The 14,994-nt window shown below is 75.2% G+C and carries 11 protein-coding genes; 3 read left to right on the forward strand and 8 right to left on the reverse strand.

Annotation, left to right across the window (positions count from 1 at the left end):
• Positions 1-23: 23 nt before the first annotated feature.
• Both ACFCY7_RS21260 and ACFCY7_RS21265 read left to right on the forward strand, forming a co-directional pair.
• Complete coding sequence (locus ACFCY7_RS21260) at positions 24-494, forward strand: Zn-ribbon domain-containing OB-fold protein (RefSeq protein WP_376487351.1); 471 nt, start codon at positions 24-26, stop codon at positions 492-494.
• 26 nt (positions 495-520) lie between these two features.
• The gene (locus ACFCY7_RS21265) at positions 521-1,678 is read left to right on the forward strand and encodes a lipid-transfer protein (protein WP_376487381.1); all 1,158 of its coding nucleotides are present in this window, start codon (positions 521-523) and stop codon (positions 1,676-1,678) included.
• Positions 1,679-1,822: 144 nt separating this feature from the next.
• Here the strand turns inward: ACFCY7_RS21265 and ACFCY7_RS21270 are convergent, their stop codons facing one another.
• Genes ACFCY7_RS21270 through ACFCY7_RS21285 form a run of 4 tightly spaced genes read right to left on the reverse strand, consistent with a single transcriptional unit; the run spans position 1,823 to position 6,179 of the window.
• On the reverse strand, positions 1,823-2,428 hold the full coding sequence (locus tag ACFCY7_RS21270) for an ATP/GTP-binding protein (protein ID WP_376487352.1): 606 nt from the start codon (positions 2,426-2,428) through the stop codon (positions 1,823-1,825).
• Positions 2,409-2,834 carry a DUF742 domain-containing protein gene (locus tag ACFCY7_RS21275; protein WP_367827814.1) on the reverse strand — a complete coding sequence of 142 codons (426 nt, stop codon included), beginning with the start codon at positions 2,832-2,834 and terminating at the stop codon, positions 2,409-2,411. The genes ACFCY7_RS21270 and ACFCY7_RS21275 overlap by 20 nt, the downstream gene beginning before the upstream one ends.
• A 10-nt stretch (positions 2,835-2,844) precedes the next feature.
• Positions 2,845-3,294 (reverse strand): roadblock/LC7 domain-containing protein, encoded by a 450-nt coding sequence (locus ACFCY7_RS21280; RefSeq protein WP_367827815.1) that lies wholly within the window; start codon positions 3,292-3,294, stop codon positions 2,845-2,847.
• Positions 3,291-6,179 carry a nitrate- and nitrite sensing domain-containing protein gene (locus ACFCY7_RS21285; protein ID WP_376487355.1) on the reverse strand — a complete coding sequence of 963 codons (2,889 nt, stop codon included), beginning with the start codon at positions 6,177-6,179 and terminating at the stop codon, positions 3,291-3,293. The genes ACFCY7_RS21280 and ACFCY7_RS21285 overlap by 4 nt, the downstream gene beginning before the upstream one ends.
• Positions 6,180-6,616: 437 nt before the next feature.
• Between ACFCY7_RS21285 and ACFCY7_RS21290 the strand changes: the two genes are divergently transcribed.
• On the forward strand, positions 6,617-6,985 hold the full coding sequence (locus ACFCY7_RS21290; protein ID WP_376487356.1) for a hypothetical protein: 369 nt from the start codon (positions 6,617-6,619) through the stop codon (positions 6,983-6,985).
• A gap of 114 nt (positions 6,986-7,099) precedes the next feature.
• Here the strand turns inward: ACFCY7_RS21290 and ACFCY7_RS21295 are convergent, their stop codons facing one another.
• The 4 genes from ACFCY7_RS21295 to ACFCY7_RS21310 all read right to left on the reverse strand — a co-directional run bounded on the left by ACFCY7_RS21295 (position 7,100) and on the right by ACFCY7_RS21310 (position 14,984).
• Entirely contained in the window at positions 7,100-11,797 is a 4,698-nt protein-coding gene (locus ACFCY7_RS21295; protein WP_376487358.1) for a hypothetical protein, read from the reverse strand.
• Between the two features lie 66 nt (positions 11,798-11,863).
• Positions 11,864-12,778, reverse strand: a complete 915-nt coding sequence (locus ACFCY7_RS21300) for a hypothetical protein (protein WP_376487360.1) — start codon at positions 12,776-12,778, stop codon at positions 11,864-11,866.
• Entirely contained in the window at positions 12,775-13,443 is a 669-nt protein-coding gene (locus ACFCY7_RS21305) for a hypothetical protein (protein ID WP_376487361.1), read from the reverse strand. The genes ACFCY7_RS21300 and ACFCY7_RS21305 overlap by 4 nt, the downstream gene beginning before the upstream one ends.
• The gene (locus ACFCY7_RS21310) at positions 13,440-14,984 is read right to left on the reverse strand and encodes a hypothetical protein (RefSeq protein ID WP_376487362.1); all 1,545 of its coding nucleotides are present in this window, start codon (positions 14,982-14,984) and stop codon (positions 13,440-13,442) included. Before ACFCY7_RS21310 ends, ACFCY7_RS21305 begins: the two co-directional genes overlap by 4 nt.
• Positions 14,985-14,994 lie beyond the last annotated feature (10 nt).

The raw sequence follows: 14,994 nt of genomic DNA on the forward strand, positions 1-14,994 counted from the left end.
GTCGGTGGTACGGGGAGGCCTCGATGGCACGGACGCGCAGACCGGTGGTGGACGGCTGGTTCACCGACGACACCGTGCCGGAGGCGGAGTTCCGGCTGCTCGGCACCCGCTGCTCGGCCTGTGCGTCGGTCTTCTTCCCGCGCGAGGACGGCTGGTGCCGCAACCCGGGCTGCCCCGGCGGCGAGCTCGCGGAGGTACCGCTCTCGCCGCGCGGCCGGGTCTGGTCGTACACCGACGGCCGCTACCGCCCGCCCGCCCCCTACGTCTCCGACCCGGAGGCGCCCTGGGAGCCGTACACCCTCGTCGCGGTCGAGCTGGCGGCCGAGGCGATGGTGGTGCTCGGGCAGGCCGCGCCCGGCGTGTCGACGGCCGATCTCGCCGTCGGTACGGAGGTCGAGGTGGTGCCGGGGGTCCTGAACGAGGACGACCGGCACGTCTGGACCACCTGGAACTGGCGGCCCGTGGCACAGGAGCGACGGGAGGAGCGGTCGTGAACGACATCGCCGTGCTCGGGGCCGGAATGCACCCGTGGGGCAAATGGGGCCGGAGCTTCGTCTCGTACGGGACGGCCGCCGCCCGCACCGCGCTCGCCGACGCCGGTCTGGAGTGGTCCGACATCGGCTCGGTCGTCGGCGCCGACACCGTGCGGTGCGGATACCCGGGCTACGTGGCCGGGGCGACCTTCGCCCAGGCGCTCGGATGGCAGGGGGCCCGCGTCACCAGCGTGTACGCCGCCTGCGCCTCGGGCGCCCAGGCCATCGGGACCGCGCGGGCGCAGATCCTCGCCGGGCTGGCGGACGTGGTCCTGGTCGTCGGCGCGGACTCGACGCCCAAGGGGTTCTTCGCCCCGGCGGGCGGCGAACGCCCGGACGACCCGGACTGGCTGCGGTTCCGGATCCTCGGGGCGACCAACCCCGCGTACTTCGCGCTCTACGCGCGCCGCCGCATGGACCTGTACGGCGACACCGCCGAGGACTTCGCCCGGGTGAAGGTGAAGAACGCGGCGGCGGGGGCACTCAACCCGCTCGCCCGGTACCGGAAGGCGGTGACCGCCGAGGAGGTCGCGGCCTCCGCCGTCGTCGCCGACCCGCTGCGGCTCCTCGACATCTGCGCGACCTCCGACGGCGGCGCCGCGCTGGTGCTCTCCAGCATGGAGTTCGCGCGGCGCCACGGGCACCCCGACCCGGTCCGGGTGCGGGCGGTGTCCACGGTCTCCCCCACCTACCCCAAGGCGGTGCTCGACCTCCCCGACATCGCGACCGACTCGGCGGTGGCCGTCTCCCCCGCCGCGCACACCTTCCGCGCGTCGATCGCCCGCGCCGCGTACGAGGAGGCGGGGATCGGGCCCGACGACCTGTCCCTCGCCGAGGTGTACGACCTGTCCACCGCCCTGGAACTGGAGTGGTACGAGGACATCGGGCTCTGCGCGGCCGGCGAGGGCGCCAAGCTGCTCCGGGAGGGCGCCACGGCGCTCGGCGGGCGGCTGCCCGTCAACACCAGCGGCGGCCTCGCCTCGTTCGGGGAGGCCGTGCCCGCCCAGGCCATCGCCCAGGTCTGCGAACTGACCTGGCAGCTCCGGGGCGCGGCGGGCGACCGCCAGGTGCCCGGGGCACGGGTCGGCATCACCGCCAACCAGGGCCTGTTCGGGCACGGCTCGGCGGTGGTGGCGGTGCGCTGAGGGCGCGCGGCGGGCGGTGGCCGCGCCGGGCGCAGACGGTCGCGGGTCCGCGGTGGCCGCGCCGGGCGCGGGTCCGCGGTGGCGGTGCGCCGAGGGCGCGCGCCCGGTGCTCGTCGCGGAGGAGGCCCCGGTGGGGGCCTCCCGTCAGGTCGTCGCCGCCGCGTGGGTCCGGTCGGCGAGGACGAGGGCGTGCTCGACGACGGCCACGAGGACGTTCTTCACCGACTCGCGGTCGCGCGCGTCGCACATCAGGAGCTCGACCTCGGGGTCCAGGTCGAGCGCGCCCCGCACGCTCTCGGCGGGGAACCGCCGCGCGCCCTCGAAGCAGTTGACGGCCACCGTGAACGGGATGCCGCGCCGCTCGAAGTAGTCGATGGCCGCGAAGCTGTCCTCCAGTCGGCGGGTGTCCGCCAGGACGACCGCGCCGAGCGCGCCCTGCGCCAGCTCGTCCCACAGGAACCAGAAGCGGTCCTGGCCCGGAGTGCCGAAGAGGTACAGGACGAGGTCCTCGCGGAGGGTGATCCGCCCGAAGTCCATGGCGACCGTGGTGGTCGTCTTGGTCTCGACGCCGTGCAGGTCGTCGACGGGACGCCCCGCCTCGCTGAGGATCTCCTCGGTCCGCAGCGGCCGGATCTCGCTGACGGCGCCGACCAGCGTCGTCTTGCCCACCCCGAACCCGCCCGCGACCAGGATCTTCAGGGTCACCGGTTCGACGAAGGACTTCTTGCGGCTAGAGCGCCCGAAGGCCATTGATCACCTCGCGAAGAATGCTCACGTCCGGCAGCTCGGCCGGCGGAACGGGGCGGGTCACATGGACGAGTTCGTCCTCGACGAGGTCGCCTACGAGGACCCGGACCACCCCGACGGGGAGGTCGAGGCCGGCGGCGAGCTCGGCGATCGACTGGGGCTGCTCGGAGCAGCGTTCGACGATCTCCACGTGTTCCGGGGAGAGCGTCTGGTCCCGGCCCGGGTCGTCCGCGGCGGGCTCGGGCACCACCACCGCGATCAGGTCGAGCCGGTGGCGGGTGGCGGCGCTCGTCCGGCCGCGGGTCATCGCGTACGGACGGACCACGGGCCCGGCGTCGTCGTCGAACCAGTGGTGGTGGCCGGGGGTCCGGCCCTGCTTCAGCTGGTTCCGCTCGGCTGCGTCACTCATGCCGTCCCACTCACCCTCCCGAGGGCAGGCCGGTCCGGGGGGCCGTCGTGAGGTGGGCCCCGACCCGCTTCACCATCAGCGTCATCTCGTAGGCGACCTGGCCGACGTCGGAGTCGGCGTCCGCGAGCACGGCCAGGCAGCTGCCGTCGCCGGCCGCCGTGACGAACAGGAAGGCGTCCTCGAGCTCGACGACCGTCTGGCGGACCTTGCCCGCCTCGAAGTGGCGGCCGACGCCCTTGGCCAGGCTGTGGAAGCCGGAGGCCACCGCGGCCAGGTGCTCGCCGTCCTCCCGGGTGAGCTCCTGGGAGGCGCCGGTGGGGAGACCGTCGCTGGAGAGCACCAGGGCCTTCCGGATGGAGCCGACGCGCTGGACGAGCTCGTCGAGGAGCCAGTTCAGCTCGCCGTTTCCGTGTCCGTGGCCGGAGGTGGTGCTGTGTGCTGCGGCGTTCGGTGCGGTCATCGACCGTCCCCCTCGGGTGTCGTTCCTGGTGCTGTCGGGTCGTCCTGGCCGGCGTCGTGCCGCCGCCCGCGCTGCCAGCCTCGCTGCATGGCGGCCATGCGCGCGCGTACCTCCTCGGCGTCACGCTCGAAGGACTCGGGTCGCTCGTCGCCGGCGGTCGTACGCGATCCGGCACGCACTCCCGTCCCGCGGTCGGCCGGGCGGTCGCCCTCGCGCAGCTGCGGCGCGAGGCTCGCCTGACGCACCCGGCGGGGCAGCCCGCCGAACGGGTCGTGGCTCTCCGGCGGCACGAGGCCGTCCGGGACGAGCCCGTCCGGCAGGAGGCCCGCCGGCGGTACGGGGCCTTGCGGGGGTACGGGGACGAGGGTGGGGCCGGTGGCGCGCGCGGAGCCGGTCGCGGCGTCCTGACCGCCGCCGTGGGCGTGCGGTCGGGAGGCGCCGGGGCGTTCGGTCGCCCGGCCCGGGTCGGGGTGCGCCCGGCCGGGGAGCGGATGGGCGCGCTCCGGAAGCGGGTGGGCGCGGTCGGGCCCGCCGGCGCGGTCCGGCTCGTCGACCCGGCGGCCGTGGTCCACGACGAGCGTGGGGGTCCGGCGGCGGGGCAGCGGTACGGGGCCGGCGACGGCGCCGTCGGCGGGCTCGTCGTCCTCGCCGCGGCGGGTCGTCTGGTCCGGGGCCTGCTGGTGCTGCTCGCTCGCCGACGCGAGTCCGCCGCGGCGCCGGTCCCGGGGCCGGAACAGGCCGCCGCGCTCGCTCTCGGTGTCGAGGAGGTCCGCGGACCGGTCGATGAGCACGTCGAAGTCGTCGCTGCCGAGCGGGGCTTCCAACTCGACCGGGCCGTCCAGCGGGCCGGGCACCTCGGCCGTGTCCGGCACCCTGGCGAGGGCCGGCCGGCGGAGCGGCAGCGTGCCGCTGTCGGGGGACGCGTCCTCGGGCCGGTCCACGCGCTCCAGGGACTTGCGGTCCAGCCGGAATCCGGCGCCCTGGGTCTCGGGGGCGTCGGTGAGCAGCGCGGCCGGGATGAAGACGACCGCGGTGGTGCCCCCGTACGGGGAGGTCTGGAGCGAGACCCGGACGTTCTGGCGCTGGGCGAGCCGGCTGACCACGAAGAGGCCGAGGCGGTCGGTGTCCGAGAGTTCGAACTCGGGGGTCTCGGCCAGCCGCAGGTTGGCGTCGAGGAGGGCGTCCGGGTTCATGCCGAGGCCGCGGTCGTGGATCTCCAGGGTGAAGCCGTTCGCGACCCGCTCGCCGAGCACCTGCACGGCGGTGTGCGGGGGCGAGAACACGGTGGCGTTCTCCAGGAGTTCGGCGATGAGGTGCGTGAGGTCCGCGACGGCCGGTCCGCCCACGCCGAGGCGGGGCAGTCGGCGCACCTCGATGCGCTCGTAGTCCTCGACCTCGGCGACGGCGGCGCGGACCACGTCCATGAGCTGGACGGGCTTGCGCCACTGACGGGAGGGGGCGGCGCCGGAAAGGATGACGAGGCCTTCGGCGTGCCGGCGCATGCGGGTGGTGAGGTGGTCGAGGCGGAACAGGTCGGCCAGCTCGTCGGTGTCCTCGGTGCGCCGCTCCATCGTGTCGAGGAGGGTCAGCTGGCGGTGCAGCAGGACCTGGTTGCGGCGGGCGAGGTTGACGAAGACCTCGGAGACGCCGCGGCGCATGTCGGCCTGCTTGACCGCGGCTTCGACGGCGGCGCGCTGGAGGGTGTTGAGGGCCTGGCCGACCTGGCCGACCTCGTCGTCCCCGTACCGCAGGTGGGGCACTTCGGTGCCGACGTCGACCTGCTCGCCGGCGGCGAGCCGCCTCATCACGCTGGGCAGGCGCACGCCGGAGACCTCCTGGGCCTCCTTCTGGAGGCGCCGCAGGTCGCGGACGAGTTCGCGGCCGACGCGGACGGAGATGACGATGGAGGCGAGCAGCGCGAGGAAGCCGAGGACGCCGGCCACGCCGACCTTGAGGAGGACGCTGTAGGCGGCGGGCTGGACGCGGTCCTGGTAGCGGTCGCCCGCGGCGGTGTTCTCGCGGGCGAGGTCGTCGAGGACGGGGCTCGCCTGGTCCTGCCAGCGCGCGGCCGTGATGGCGCGCGGGCTGTCGGTGGCGCCCTCGGCGATGATCGCGTTCTCGGCGGTGCGCAGCGGCTGGGTGTCGGGGCTGCGCCAGTACTTCTCGAAGCGCTCCCGCTCGGAGGCGGGCAGGAGTTCGAGGTTGACCGCGTAGAACTGCTCGCGGTTGGCGACCAGGTCGGATATCGCGCGGATCTCCTGCGCGGTGACGCGGTCGGCGACGAGCGCGGACAGGACGAGGGCGTCCTCGCGGGAGAGCAGTTCGCGGGCGCGGGTCACGCCGACGAGGGCGCGGCCCTGCTTGTCCATCTCGACGTTCTCGAGGGCGTGCAGGGTGATGAGGAAGCTGTAGCAGGGGTCGACGAGCCGGTTGTAGAAGTCGAGGGTCTGCATGCGGCCGATGCTGCGCTTCTCGACGGAGCGGCGCAGCGAGGCGAGGCCGTCGAGCGCTTCGAGGAGGGAGTTGAGGCGCTGGGCGGTGACGGGCCGCATCTCGTCGCGTACGCCGGGGTCGGCGGCGTTGGCTCGGATGCGGGCGATCTGCCGGTCGGTGGCCCGGCGGGTCTCGCGGAGGGAGCCGAGGGCGTCGGAGCCCCGGGGGTCGGCGAGGTAGATCAGCGACTGGCGGCGTTCGATCTGGATGACCCGTGCGGTGTCCTCCAGGGGGTAGCCGACCTTCTCGACGATGTAGCCCACGTCGAGGAGTTGGTCGGCCTCGCGGCCGGTGAGGACCGTGGCGAAACCCCACAGGCCGGTCAGGGAGATGAGCGGTACGAGGAGCAACGCCACGATCTTCCGGCGGATGGACTTCCCGCGAAAGCGCATGGCCTCCCCCTGCTCGGCCCCCGTGCGCCACGGAGGTCCTTCACGTTCGTGACGTCCGGCGTCAACACGCGGCGTCAACCTTCGGTTTCAAACAAACGGCGGCGCGAGCCTACTACTGCATCACGGCCATCTCGAAGGCGTGTCCGCGCGATTTTCAGCCTGTCGAGTGAGCGTTGATCATGACTTGTCCTGGTATTCGGGGAGTTGGGATCGGCCACTGTGGCGTAGGACACCTGATGGCGTGCCATTTCTCCCACCGGCGGGGATGGCTGGAACTGTTCGTTCCGGTCGAACTCCGGTGGCATTCGCCCGGGGGCGGGCGAAACCTTTTCCCTCTGTCGTGCGTCAATAGGTACGGGGAGGGTTCTGTCCGCGTAAAGGCGCTCACAACGGGCAGCCAACCCTGAGGTCTTTCAGCGGTGGGGAGTGACGGAACAATGGAACACGAGGCGCGGTCCGCGCGTCAGTTGTGGGTGGAGGACACGAAGGGCCGGCAGCGGATGCCGGATCCGGTCCGGAACGCCGCCGTACGGGCCGTGATGATCACCTCGGTGACGCTCGTCCAGGCCGTGGTGGCGTTCTACTGCACGGTCGCCGGGGCCTGGCTGGCGTTCCCGATGACCATCAGTTCGGTGGCGTCGACGGTCGTGGCCACGTGGAGTGTCCTCGACGTCTGGATCACCCGTCAGGTGTGGCGCCAGCGCAACGGAGTGGTGTCGGAGCCGAGCAGCACGGCGCGCCAGGCACGCCGTGAGCGGCGCGAGGAGAACCGGTCGGAGACGGCACGGCTGTCCGAGGCCGCCTGATCCCACGGACGACGACGAACGGCCCGGTCCCCCGAGGGGGGCCGGGCCGTTCGTTCGTTTCCGGGGCGAGCCGGGCCGTTCGTTCGTGCCTCCCGTCGGCCCGTCCGCTTCCCGTCAGGACGCGGCGACCGGGGCGGGGTCGTCGGACTGGTGGCGGCGGAACATCCGGGTCGCGGTGATCTCGCCGTGGATGGCCTCCCCCTCCGTGCGGGGCTGCGGCAGGCCGGGGCGCAGGTGCTCCTCCACGCTGATGTACTTCAGTCCCGCCCGGAGGTCGGCATCGTTGCGGAGCCGGATGACCAGCGGGAACTCGGCCAGCGCGGTCGTGTCGAACAGGCCGGTCGTGTACAGGAGCTGGACGCCGAGCGCGTCCGACACGGCCCGCTGGAGTTCCAGCAGGTACGTGGCGTTGGCACGGCCGATCGGGTTGTCGAGGAAGAGCGTGCCCGCGTGCCGGTGCTTGTCGCGGCCCCGGTCGTTGGAGCGGAGCGCCGCCATCGTGCAGTACAGGGCGATGGCCGCGGTGAGCAGCTGACCGCCGGAGAAGACGTCGCCCATCTGCCCGACGGGCACCCGCTCGGCGCGGAGCACCGCGTCCGGCTTGAGGATCTCGACGGAGACGCCCTTGGGTTCGAGGGCCGCCTGGACGCCCCTGAGCAGCAGGGACATGCCGTCGCGGCGCAGGTCGGAGTTCTTCTTGACGGCGGCGCGGGTGGCCTCGTCGACGACCTCGCCGAGCCGCTCCGCGAGGGTGGCCTGGTCGGGCTCCTCGAAGCGGATCCTCAGGAACTCCTGGCCGGACCACTCGCCGAGGCCCTCGGGGAGCCGGGAGAGCCGCTGGGCGGAGCGGAGGGTCGCGAGGGAGGACTCCACGAGGCCGCGGAGCCGGTCCACGATCGAGTCGCGGTTGCGCTCCAGCTGCTCCAGCTCGTCGGTGAGGACCCGCAGCCGCGGGGCGAACGCCTCGGCCCACTTGGCGGCGTGCTCGGGCAGCGCGGACGCGGGCAGTTCGCGGATCTGCTGGCGTGCCGGGGTGCGGACCTGCTCGAAGCGGGTGGAGTTGGCGTGCCGGACCAGGATGTCGCTCGCCTCGCGGACGGCCGCGTCGGCGGCGGACAGCTCGGTGGTGAGGCCGCGCAGCGAGCGGCGCGCCTCGGCCGCCACCGTACGGGCCTCCTCCAGGGTGCCGCGGAACGGCTCGGGCTCCTCCCGCTCCTCGTCCGCGTGGTCGCGGAGCAGGTCCCGCAGGAGAGCGGCGGTCTCGTCGAAGCCGCCCGCCGCGTCCTCGGCGGTCCGGTGGTCCCGGAGCAGGCCGGAGTGGGCGGCGCGGGCCGACTCCAGGGCGATGGTGCGGGAGGCCAGTTCGGCGGTCGCGGTACGGAGCAGGGCCTGCGCCCGCTCGGCGTCGGCGGGGACCAGCTCCTCGGGCAGCTCGGTGTGCGCCTCGCCGTCCTCGGGGGCCAGGCGCTCGGCCTCGCCGCGCAGCCGGCCGAGCTTCTCGCTCGCCTCCGAGGCGCGGGTCTCCAGCATCTGGACCAGGGCCTCGGCGCGCGCGGCCGCGGCCTGGCGGGACGGGCCGTCGGCGCCGTCGGTGGACTCCAGGAGCTGCTCGGCGCGGGTGCGGACCTTGTTGGTGAGGCGGTCGAGCTCGGCGAGGGCGGCGGACTCGTCGCTCTCGGCGCGGGCCTGCTCGGCGCGCAGGTCGGCGCCGACGCCGACCTTCTCGTACAGCTGGGACGCGGCCCGGTACGCCTCGCGGAGGGTGGGGAGCGCGGTACGGGGCGCGGCCGGGTCCTCCTCGGGGAGGGTGTCGGGGGCGCCGGCGATCTCGGCGCGCTCGGCACGCAGGGCGCGGGCGGTGCGGTGGGCGTCGTCGGCGGCGCGCTGGGTGGCGCGACGGTCCTCGTCGGCGGCCCTGGCGCGCTCCAGGCAGGTCTGGGCCCGGGCCTCGGACTCGGTCGCGTCGTCGGCGAGTTCACGGAGCTTGGCCTGCCAGGCGGAGCGCTCCCGCAGGCGGAACGCCAGGCCCGCGAGGGCGTCGGCGACCCGGCGGGCGCGCTGGGCGGCCTCCTGGCGCTCGTCCCTGACCTGGGCCGCGTCGGTGGCGGCCTCATCGGCCTCCGCCCGTGCCGTACGGGCCTCGTCGAGGGTGGCGGCGGCGGCCTCGGCGGTCTCGCGCGCGGTCGCGGCGACGGCCGCGAGTTCGGCGAGCATGCCCGGCGGGCAGTCGGCGCGCCAGGCTCCGATGCGGGCGGCCAGGGAGCGGTCGCCGGCGAGGCGGGCGGCGAGGGAGCGGATCTCCTCGTCGCGGGCGGCGGCGCGGGCGCGCAGGGCGTGGCGCTCCTCGTCGGCCGCGTGCTCGTCGTGCATGGCCGGGTTCGGCGGGACGAGGAAGACGCCGGTGTCCTCGGCCGACTCCCGCGCGGGCACGGGGGCGAGCAGGGCGGCGGCGGTGCCGACGGCCACGGCGGAGCGGGGCAGCAGGGCGGCGGTGCCGAGGACCTCGCGGGCGCGCCCGTACGAGACGGGGTCGGTGATCACGACGCCGTCGACGAGTTCGGGGCGGGCGGCGAGGACGCGGGCGTGGTCGGCGGGGTCCACGGCCTGGGCGAGGTAGCGCCAGCCGGGGAGGGCGGGGATGCCGTGCTCGCCGAGGAACTCGACGGTGGCGAGGACGTCGGGCCCGGGCGGCAGCAGGCCGCCGTCGCCGAGGGCGCCGAGGATGCGGGAGTCGTCGGCCGCGGCGGTGCGCAGGTCGAAGAGCTGGCGCTCGGCGGAGGCGACGGCCTGGTCGAGCATGGTGCGGAGTTCGTCGGCGTACCGGTCGAACTCGGTGACGGTGAGCGGTCCCTGGGGGGTTCCGTCGTCCGGCGCGGATCCCTCGGCCGGGCCGGCCGGGCCGGCGGGTCCGGTCGCGCGCTGGCCCGGGAGCGGCGAACCCGCGGCCGGGCGGGCAGGGAGGTCGCCGGCCGGGAGGCTCAGGAGGTCGGCGAAGCGCTCCTCCGCGGCGAGGGACTCGGCGGCGCGACGCTCGGCGTCGTAGGCGTTCCCGGCGGCCTCGGCCGCGTCGGCGGCGCGGGCGGCGGCGAGTTCGGCGCGGGATTCGGCGCCGGCGGCCTCGCGGGCCCGGTCGGCCGCCGTGCGGGCGGCCTCGCGGGCCGTGTCCCAGGCGGCGACCGTGGTCTTCTCCGCGTCGCTCGCGGCGAGCGCGGCGCGGGCCGGGTCGGCGTCGGGCGCGGAGTCGTCGAGCCAGCCGGCCCGTACGGCCTCGGCGGTCTCCTGCTCGACCTCGGCGAGCCGCTGGCGGAGGTGGCCGGCCTCGCTGCGGGCCCGCTGGGCCTCGGTGGCGGCGGCGGTGGCGTCGCGGTGGGCGGTCTCGCCGACCTCCTGGAGGGCGGTGGAGCGCTCCTCCTCCTCGGCCGCGCGACGCTCGCCCTCCTCGGCGGCGGTGGCCAGGGCCCGTACGAGATCGGCGGCGGCCTCGGCCCGGGCCGCGAGGGCGGGGGCGGCGTCCCGCTCGGCCTCGCGGATGGCGGCGGCCACGCGCGCGGAGCGGTCGCCGGCGGCACGGTGGCGGAGGACCGCCTCGGCGGCCTGCCAGGCGGAGTGCAGGGTGCGGGCGTCGGTGAGTTCGCGGCGCTGGGAGGCCGCGCCCTTCTCGCCGGCGGTCAGGGCCAGGGAGGCGTGCCGGTAGGCGAGTTCGGCGGCGATGAGGGCGCTGCGGCCGCGGGCGGTCTCGGCGTCGTCGACGGCGTGCGCGGCGGAGGTGACCTGCTGGGCCAGCTCGGCCCCGCGGCCGCGTTCCTCGGCGGCGCGGGCGGAGAGCCTGCGGGCGAGGGTGCGGGTGCGCCGCTCGGCGCCCGCGTGGACGTCGCGCGCGTGGGACCGGGTTCCGGCGGCGTCGACGATCCGGCCGAGGAGGTCCACGGAGCCGGCCGTGAAGTCGCGCTCGGCGGTCAGTTCGGCGCGTCGGCCCAGCTTGTTGCCGAAGCCGCCGACGAGGTCGGCGAGACCGTCGGTGTCGCGGGTGTCGGTGACGGCGCGCAGCAGCAGGTCGGTGAAGTCGGAGTCCTTCTTGACCGCGAAGAGGCCGGCGGCCTCGCCCTCGTCGGCGTTCATCTCGCGCTGGTAGCGGAAGAGCTCGGGGTCGAGTCCGAGGTCGCCGAGGTGCTCGTTCCAGCGGTCGTGGATCTCCTCCCAGACCACCTCCAGGTGCGGGTACGCCTTGCCGGCCTCGGTGAGGGCGTCGCGGAAGCCCTTCATGGTGCGGCGGCGGCCGGTCGCGCCGGAGGCGCCCTCGACGGGCGGCCGGACCGAGGTCGCCTCGGCGACCGGGAGGTTGTCCAGGCTGAGTCCGGGGCCGGGCCGGAACGAGTACCAGGCCTCGGCGAACTTCCGCGGGTCGTTGGAGACCTGGCGTCCGCGCCACTCGCTGGCCTTGCCGACGACGACGAGTTCGCCCGTGAGGGTGTGCTGCCACTCCAGGGCGACGTGTCCGCAGTCGTCGGCGAGGAGGAACTTGCGCAGCACGCCGGAGCTGGCGCCGCCCAGGGTGTTGCGGTGGCCCGGGAGCATGACCGAGAAGATCAGCTTGAGGAGGACGGACTTGCCGCCGCCGTTCTCCAGGAACAGCACGCCCGCGGGGGCCGGGCGGCGCGGCGGGCCGACCGGCTCCTCCTCGAAGAACTCCGCCTGGGTGGGGGCGGGGTGGGGTACGGGTGCGCCGACCCCGCGCAGGTCCAGGACGGTGTCGGCGTAGCGCGCACCGGCGGGGCCGATGGAGTAGAGGCGGACCCGGGACAGCTCGTACATGGCGAGGGACTCTCGTGCTCGTCGTGCTCAGGAAGGTCGGTTGCGCGGGGAGGTCACGCGGGGCGGTCACGCATGGAACGGCAGGCCCGCGTCGGCGGCGAGTTCCAGGTCGTCGCCCTCGGGCGGCGGGAGGAGCGTCGCGGATCCGTCGCTGACGGGGACGACGCCGAGTTCCAGGAGCTCGGCCATGGCGGCCGAGCCGGCCATGTCGCGGACCTGGAGCTGGTAGCGGGCCGTGGTGCGGTAGGAGCCGCCGCCCTCGTCGCCGGTGCGCTGCAGGAAGCCGGAGTCGGTGAGGAACGCGGCCGCCTTGCCGACGATGCCGGTGGTGGATCCGGCGAGTCTGCGGGCGTCCTTGGTGGCGCCGGTGGCGCTGCGCCGGGCGTAGATCCGCCAGGCCGCCTCCAGGCCGGGGGCGTCGGACGCCGGGTCGGTGTTCTCGCCCTGCTCCTCGGCGCGCTGCTCCAGGCGCAGGCAGGCCTGGCGCACGAAGGCGTCGACGCCGTTGACGGTGAGGCGGCCGATGTACGCGTCGTCGGCGAGGTCCTCCGGGCGGGGGAACGCCATCGCGGCGACGGCGAGGTGGGCCAGGCCGTGCAGGAACCGGTCGGCGGAGTCCGTGGAGGCGCGGCGGGCGTAGTCGCCCATGCGGACGGCGAAGACGGAGTCCTCGCCGGCGGTGACGGCCATCCCCGCGCGCGGGGAGACCTCGAGGACGATGAGGCCGAGGCCGGTGGCGACGGCGTCGGCGAGGCGCGCGAAGCCGGGGTCCTCGCGGTAGCGGCGGAGCAGCTCGGTGTATTCGGCGTCACGGGCCGGGAGCAGCTTCGGCTGGAGCCCGAAGGAGACGAGCCGGGCCGCGTCGGCGGCGTCCGCGGGGGTGACGGCGGACGCGCTGACGCCGCCGGTGGAGGGGGCCGCGGGCTGCGGGGGCTCCTGCTCGCTCCACGCGTCGGCGTGCTCGACGTGGGTTTCGCTCACGGCTGGGGCTCCTCGGTACGGCTCTCGGTCGGTACGGCTCCGGTGCCGGTGCCGGTGCCGGGTCGCGGCAGTGGCAGCGGGACGGGGGTGACGGCGGCGGCCGTGGAGGCCGGGCGGTCGACGGGCGCGGGCGGCTCGTCCGTCAGCCGCACGGCCCGTACGGACGGCAGGTCCCGGCGCCGCGCCTGCGCGGCGCGGGCCGGCATCGGCACGGTCCCGAACCGCGGCCGTGCGCCGCCGGCCGTGGCGGGCTCGTCCCCCGCGCCGGACTCCTGCGGGGGCGCGGCCTCGCCGTCGCCGCGCACACCGGTCGGCGGGTGCACGAGCACGGCACGCAGGCGCGGACCGGCGGACGGCTCGGCCGCGTCGGTCCGGTCGGCCTCCTGGTCCGGTTCCTGTTCCGGGTCCAAGTCCGGGTCCAAGTCCGGGTCCTGGTCCGGTTCTTGTACGGGGTCGGCGGCCGGCTCCCGTACGGGGTCGGCGGCCGGCTCCGGTACGACGGCAGCGGTCGGCTCCTGATCAGGGGCCGGTGCGACAGCGGGTGCCGGTTCCGCGGCGGGTACGGGTTCCGCAGCGGGTACCGGTTCCGCGGCGGAAGCCTGCGCGGGTATGGCGGGGAGGGTGGTGTCGGGGGCGGGCACGGGTGCCTGCGGGACGAGGGTCACGTGGCCTCCGTGCGGTCGGCGGCCATGCCCGCCGCGTCGAGCAGGGCCGTACCGACGATGAGGTCGGCGCCGCCGAACTCGGGGTCGTCGAGGGGGGTGCCGTCGTCGACGGCGAAGAGGAGGCGCTCCTCGCCCTGCCGGTAGGCGGTGCCGACCGGGGGGCTCGCCGCGTGGACGGCGAGGAGGGCGACGAGGTACGGCAGGTCGGGGTCGAGGCGGCGGGCGTCGGCGAGCAGGCCGGAGAGGCGGCGCGGGGCGTCGTGCTCCAGGTCGAGCAGGCGCTGGGCGCTCGCGAGCTGCTCCTCGCTGAAGCGGGAGTCGTCGGGGGTGGCGATGAGGTCGGGCTCGGGCATCTCCGCGCCGAGGTGCTCGCGCTCCACGGGCGGGGTGAGCAGCAGGTCGACGAGATCGCCGAGGCGGACGGAGGCGGGGGTGCGCAGTCCGGTGCCGCGGGCGAAGAAGGCGTCGGTGACCCGGGTGGCCTGCTCGACGGGGAGCGGCAGTACGGGGGCGACGAGCTGCCCGTACAGGTCGAGTCCGGTGTACATGGCCGGGGCGGCGAAGGCCTGCCGGTCCTGCTCGGCCCGGAAGAGGGGGCCGGCCTCCAGGAGCCGCGACTGGAGCTGGGTGTGGCGCCGGATGCAGTCCTTCACTATGTCGACGAGCTCGGCGGCGCGCCGCTTGTGCTCGGCCGTCTTGGCGTCGGAGGTGGCCTCGGCCTCGTCGCGGGCCCGGCGGATGTTGGTGAGGATCGCGTTCTCGTGGCGGTAGCGGTCGGCCACGTGGTCGAGCGCCTCGGCGATCATGTCGGGGACGGTGTTGAGCCAGTCCACGGCGCGGACGTTGCGCCGGGTGGCCTCCAGGGTCTTGCGGAGGACCTCGGCGTACTGCACGGTCCGGTAGCGCGCCTGCTCGGCGGCGAGCTGGGCGTCGGCGAGGCGGCCCCGGTTGATGAGGACCTCCAGCTTCACCTCGGCGGCGATCTGGGCGCTGGTGACGTCGGTGTCGAGGGCGCCGACGAGGACGTTGACCGCTTCGTCGGTGGTGCGGAGGTAGACGCCGCCGCCGTACCCGGGGACCTCTTCGATGAGCTTGAAGTCGTAGTCCCTGCGGACGTAGACCCCGTCGGTCCCGAAGGTGCCGTAGACCGCGCGGAAGCCGCGGTCGACGCTGCCGACGTTGATGAGGTTCTCCAGGACCCAGCGGGCCACTCGCTCGTGTTCGGCGGCGGGGCGGTCGGGGGCCTGGGCGGCGACGCGGGGCAGCAGGCGGGCGACGATCTGCTCGTGGTCGGCGCCGGTGTCGAAGTCCATGTTCAGCGTGATGAGGTCGATCGCGGCGAGGGCCACCTCGGCCATCGCGTAGACCGTGTACTCGCCGGCCAGGTTGGCCTTGCGCGCGTCGAGGTCGTGCAGCGGGGCGGTGCACGCGAGCGCGCGGAGGCGCCGCGCGAGCCCTTCGTCGGCGGCCGGGCCCTGCGCGGGCCGCGGCCCCGCGCTGAGCTGGGGCGGAGCGAGGTCCGTCGAGGCAGGCGAAGTCACGGTGGACAGA

Origin of the sequence: Streptomyces sp. NPDC056361 (assembly GCF_042262805.1) — a bacterium.
Taxonomy (GTDB): domain Bacteria; phylum Actinomycetota; class Actinomycetes; order Streptomycetales; family Streptomycetaceae; genus Streptomyces.

Excerpts from the sequence above, each read along its gene's own strand:
- ACFCY7_RS21260 (WP_376487351.1), top strand. The coding sequence starts at position 24 with ATGGCACGGACGCGCAGACCGGTGGTGGACGGCTGGTTCACCGACGAC.
- ACFCY7_RS21265 (WP_376487381.1), top strand. The coding sequence starts at position 521 with ATGCACCCGTGGGGCAAATGGGGCCGGAGCTTCGTCTCGTACGGGACG.
- ACFCY7_RS21270 (WP_376487352.1), bottom strand. The coding sequence starts at position 2,428 with ATGGCCTTCGGGCGCTCTAGCCGCAAGAAGTCCTTCGTCGAACCGGTG.
- ACFCY7_RS21275 (WP_367827814.1), bottom strand. The coding sequence starts at position 2,834 with ATGAGTGACGCAGCCGAGCGGAACCAGCTGAAGCAGGGCCGGACCCCC.
- ACFCY7_RS21280 (WP_367827815.1), bottom strand. The coding sequence starts at position 3,294 with ATGACCGCACCGAACGCCGCAGCACACAGCACCACCTCCGGCCACGGA.
- ACFCY7_RS21285 (WP_376487355.1), bottom strand. The coding sequence starts at position 6,179 with ATGCGCTTTCGCGGGAAGTCCATCCGCCGGAAGATCGTGGCGTTGCTC.
- ACFCY7_RS21290 (WP_376487356.1), top strand. The coding sequence starts at position 6,617 with ATGGAACACGAGGCGCGGTCCGCGCGTCAGTTGTGGGTGGAGGACACG.
- ACFCY7_RS21295 (WP_376487358.1), bottom strand. The coding sequence starts at position 11,797 with ATGTACGAGCTGTCCCGGGTCCGCCTCTACTCCATCGGCCCCGCCGGT.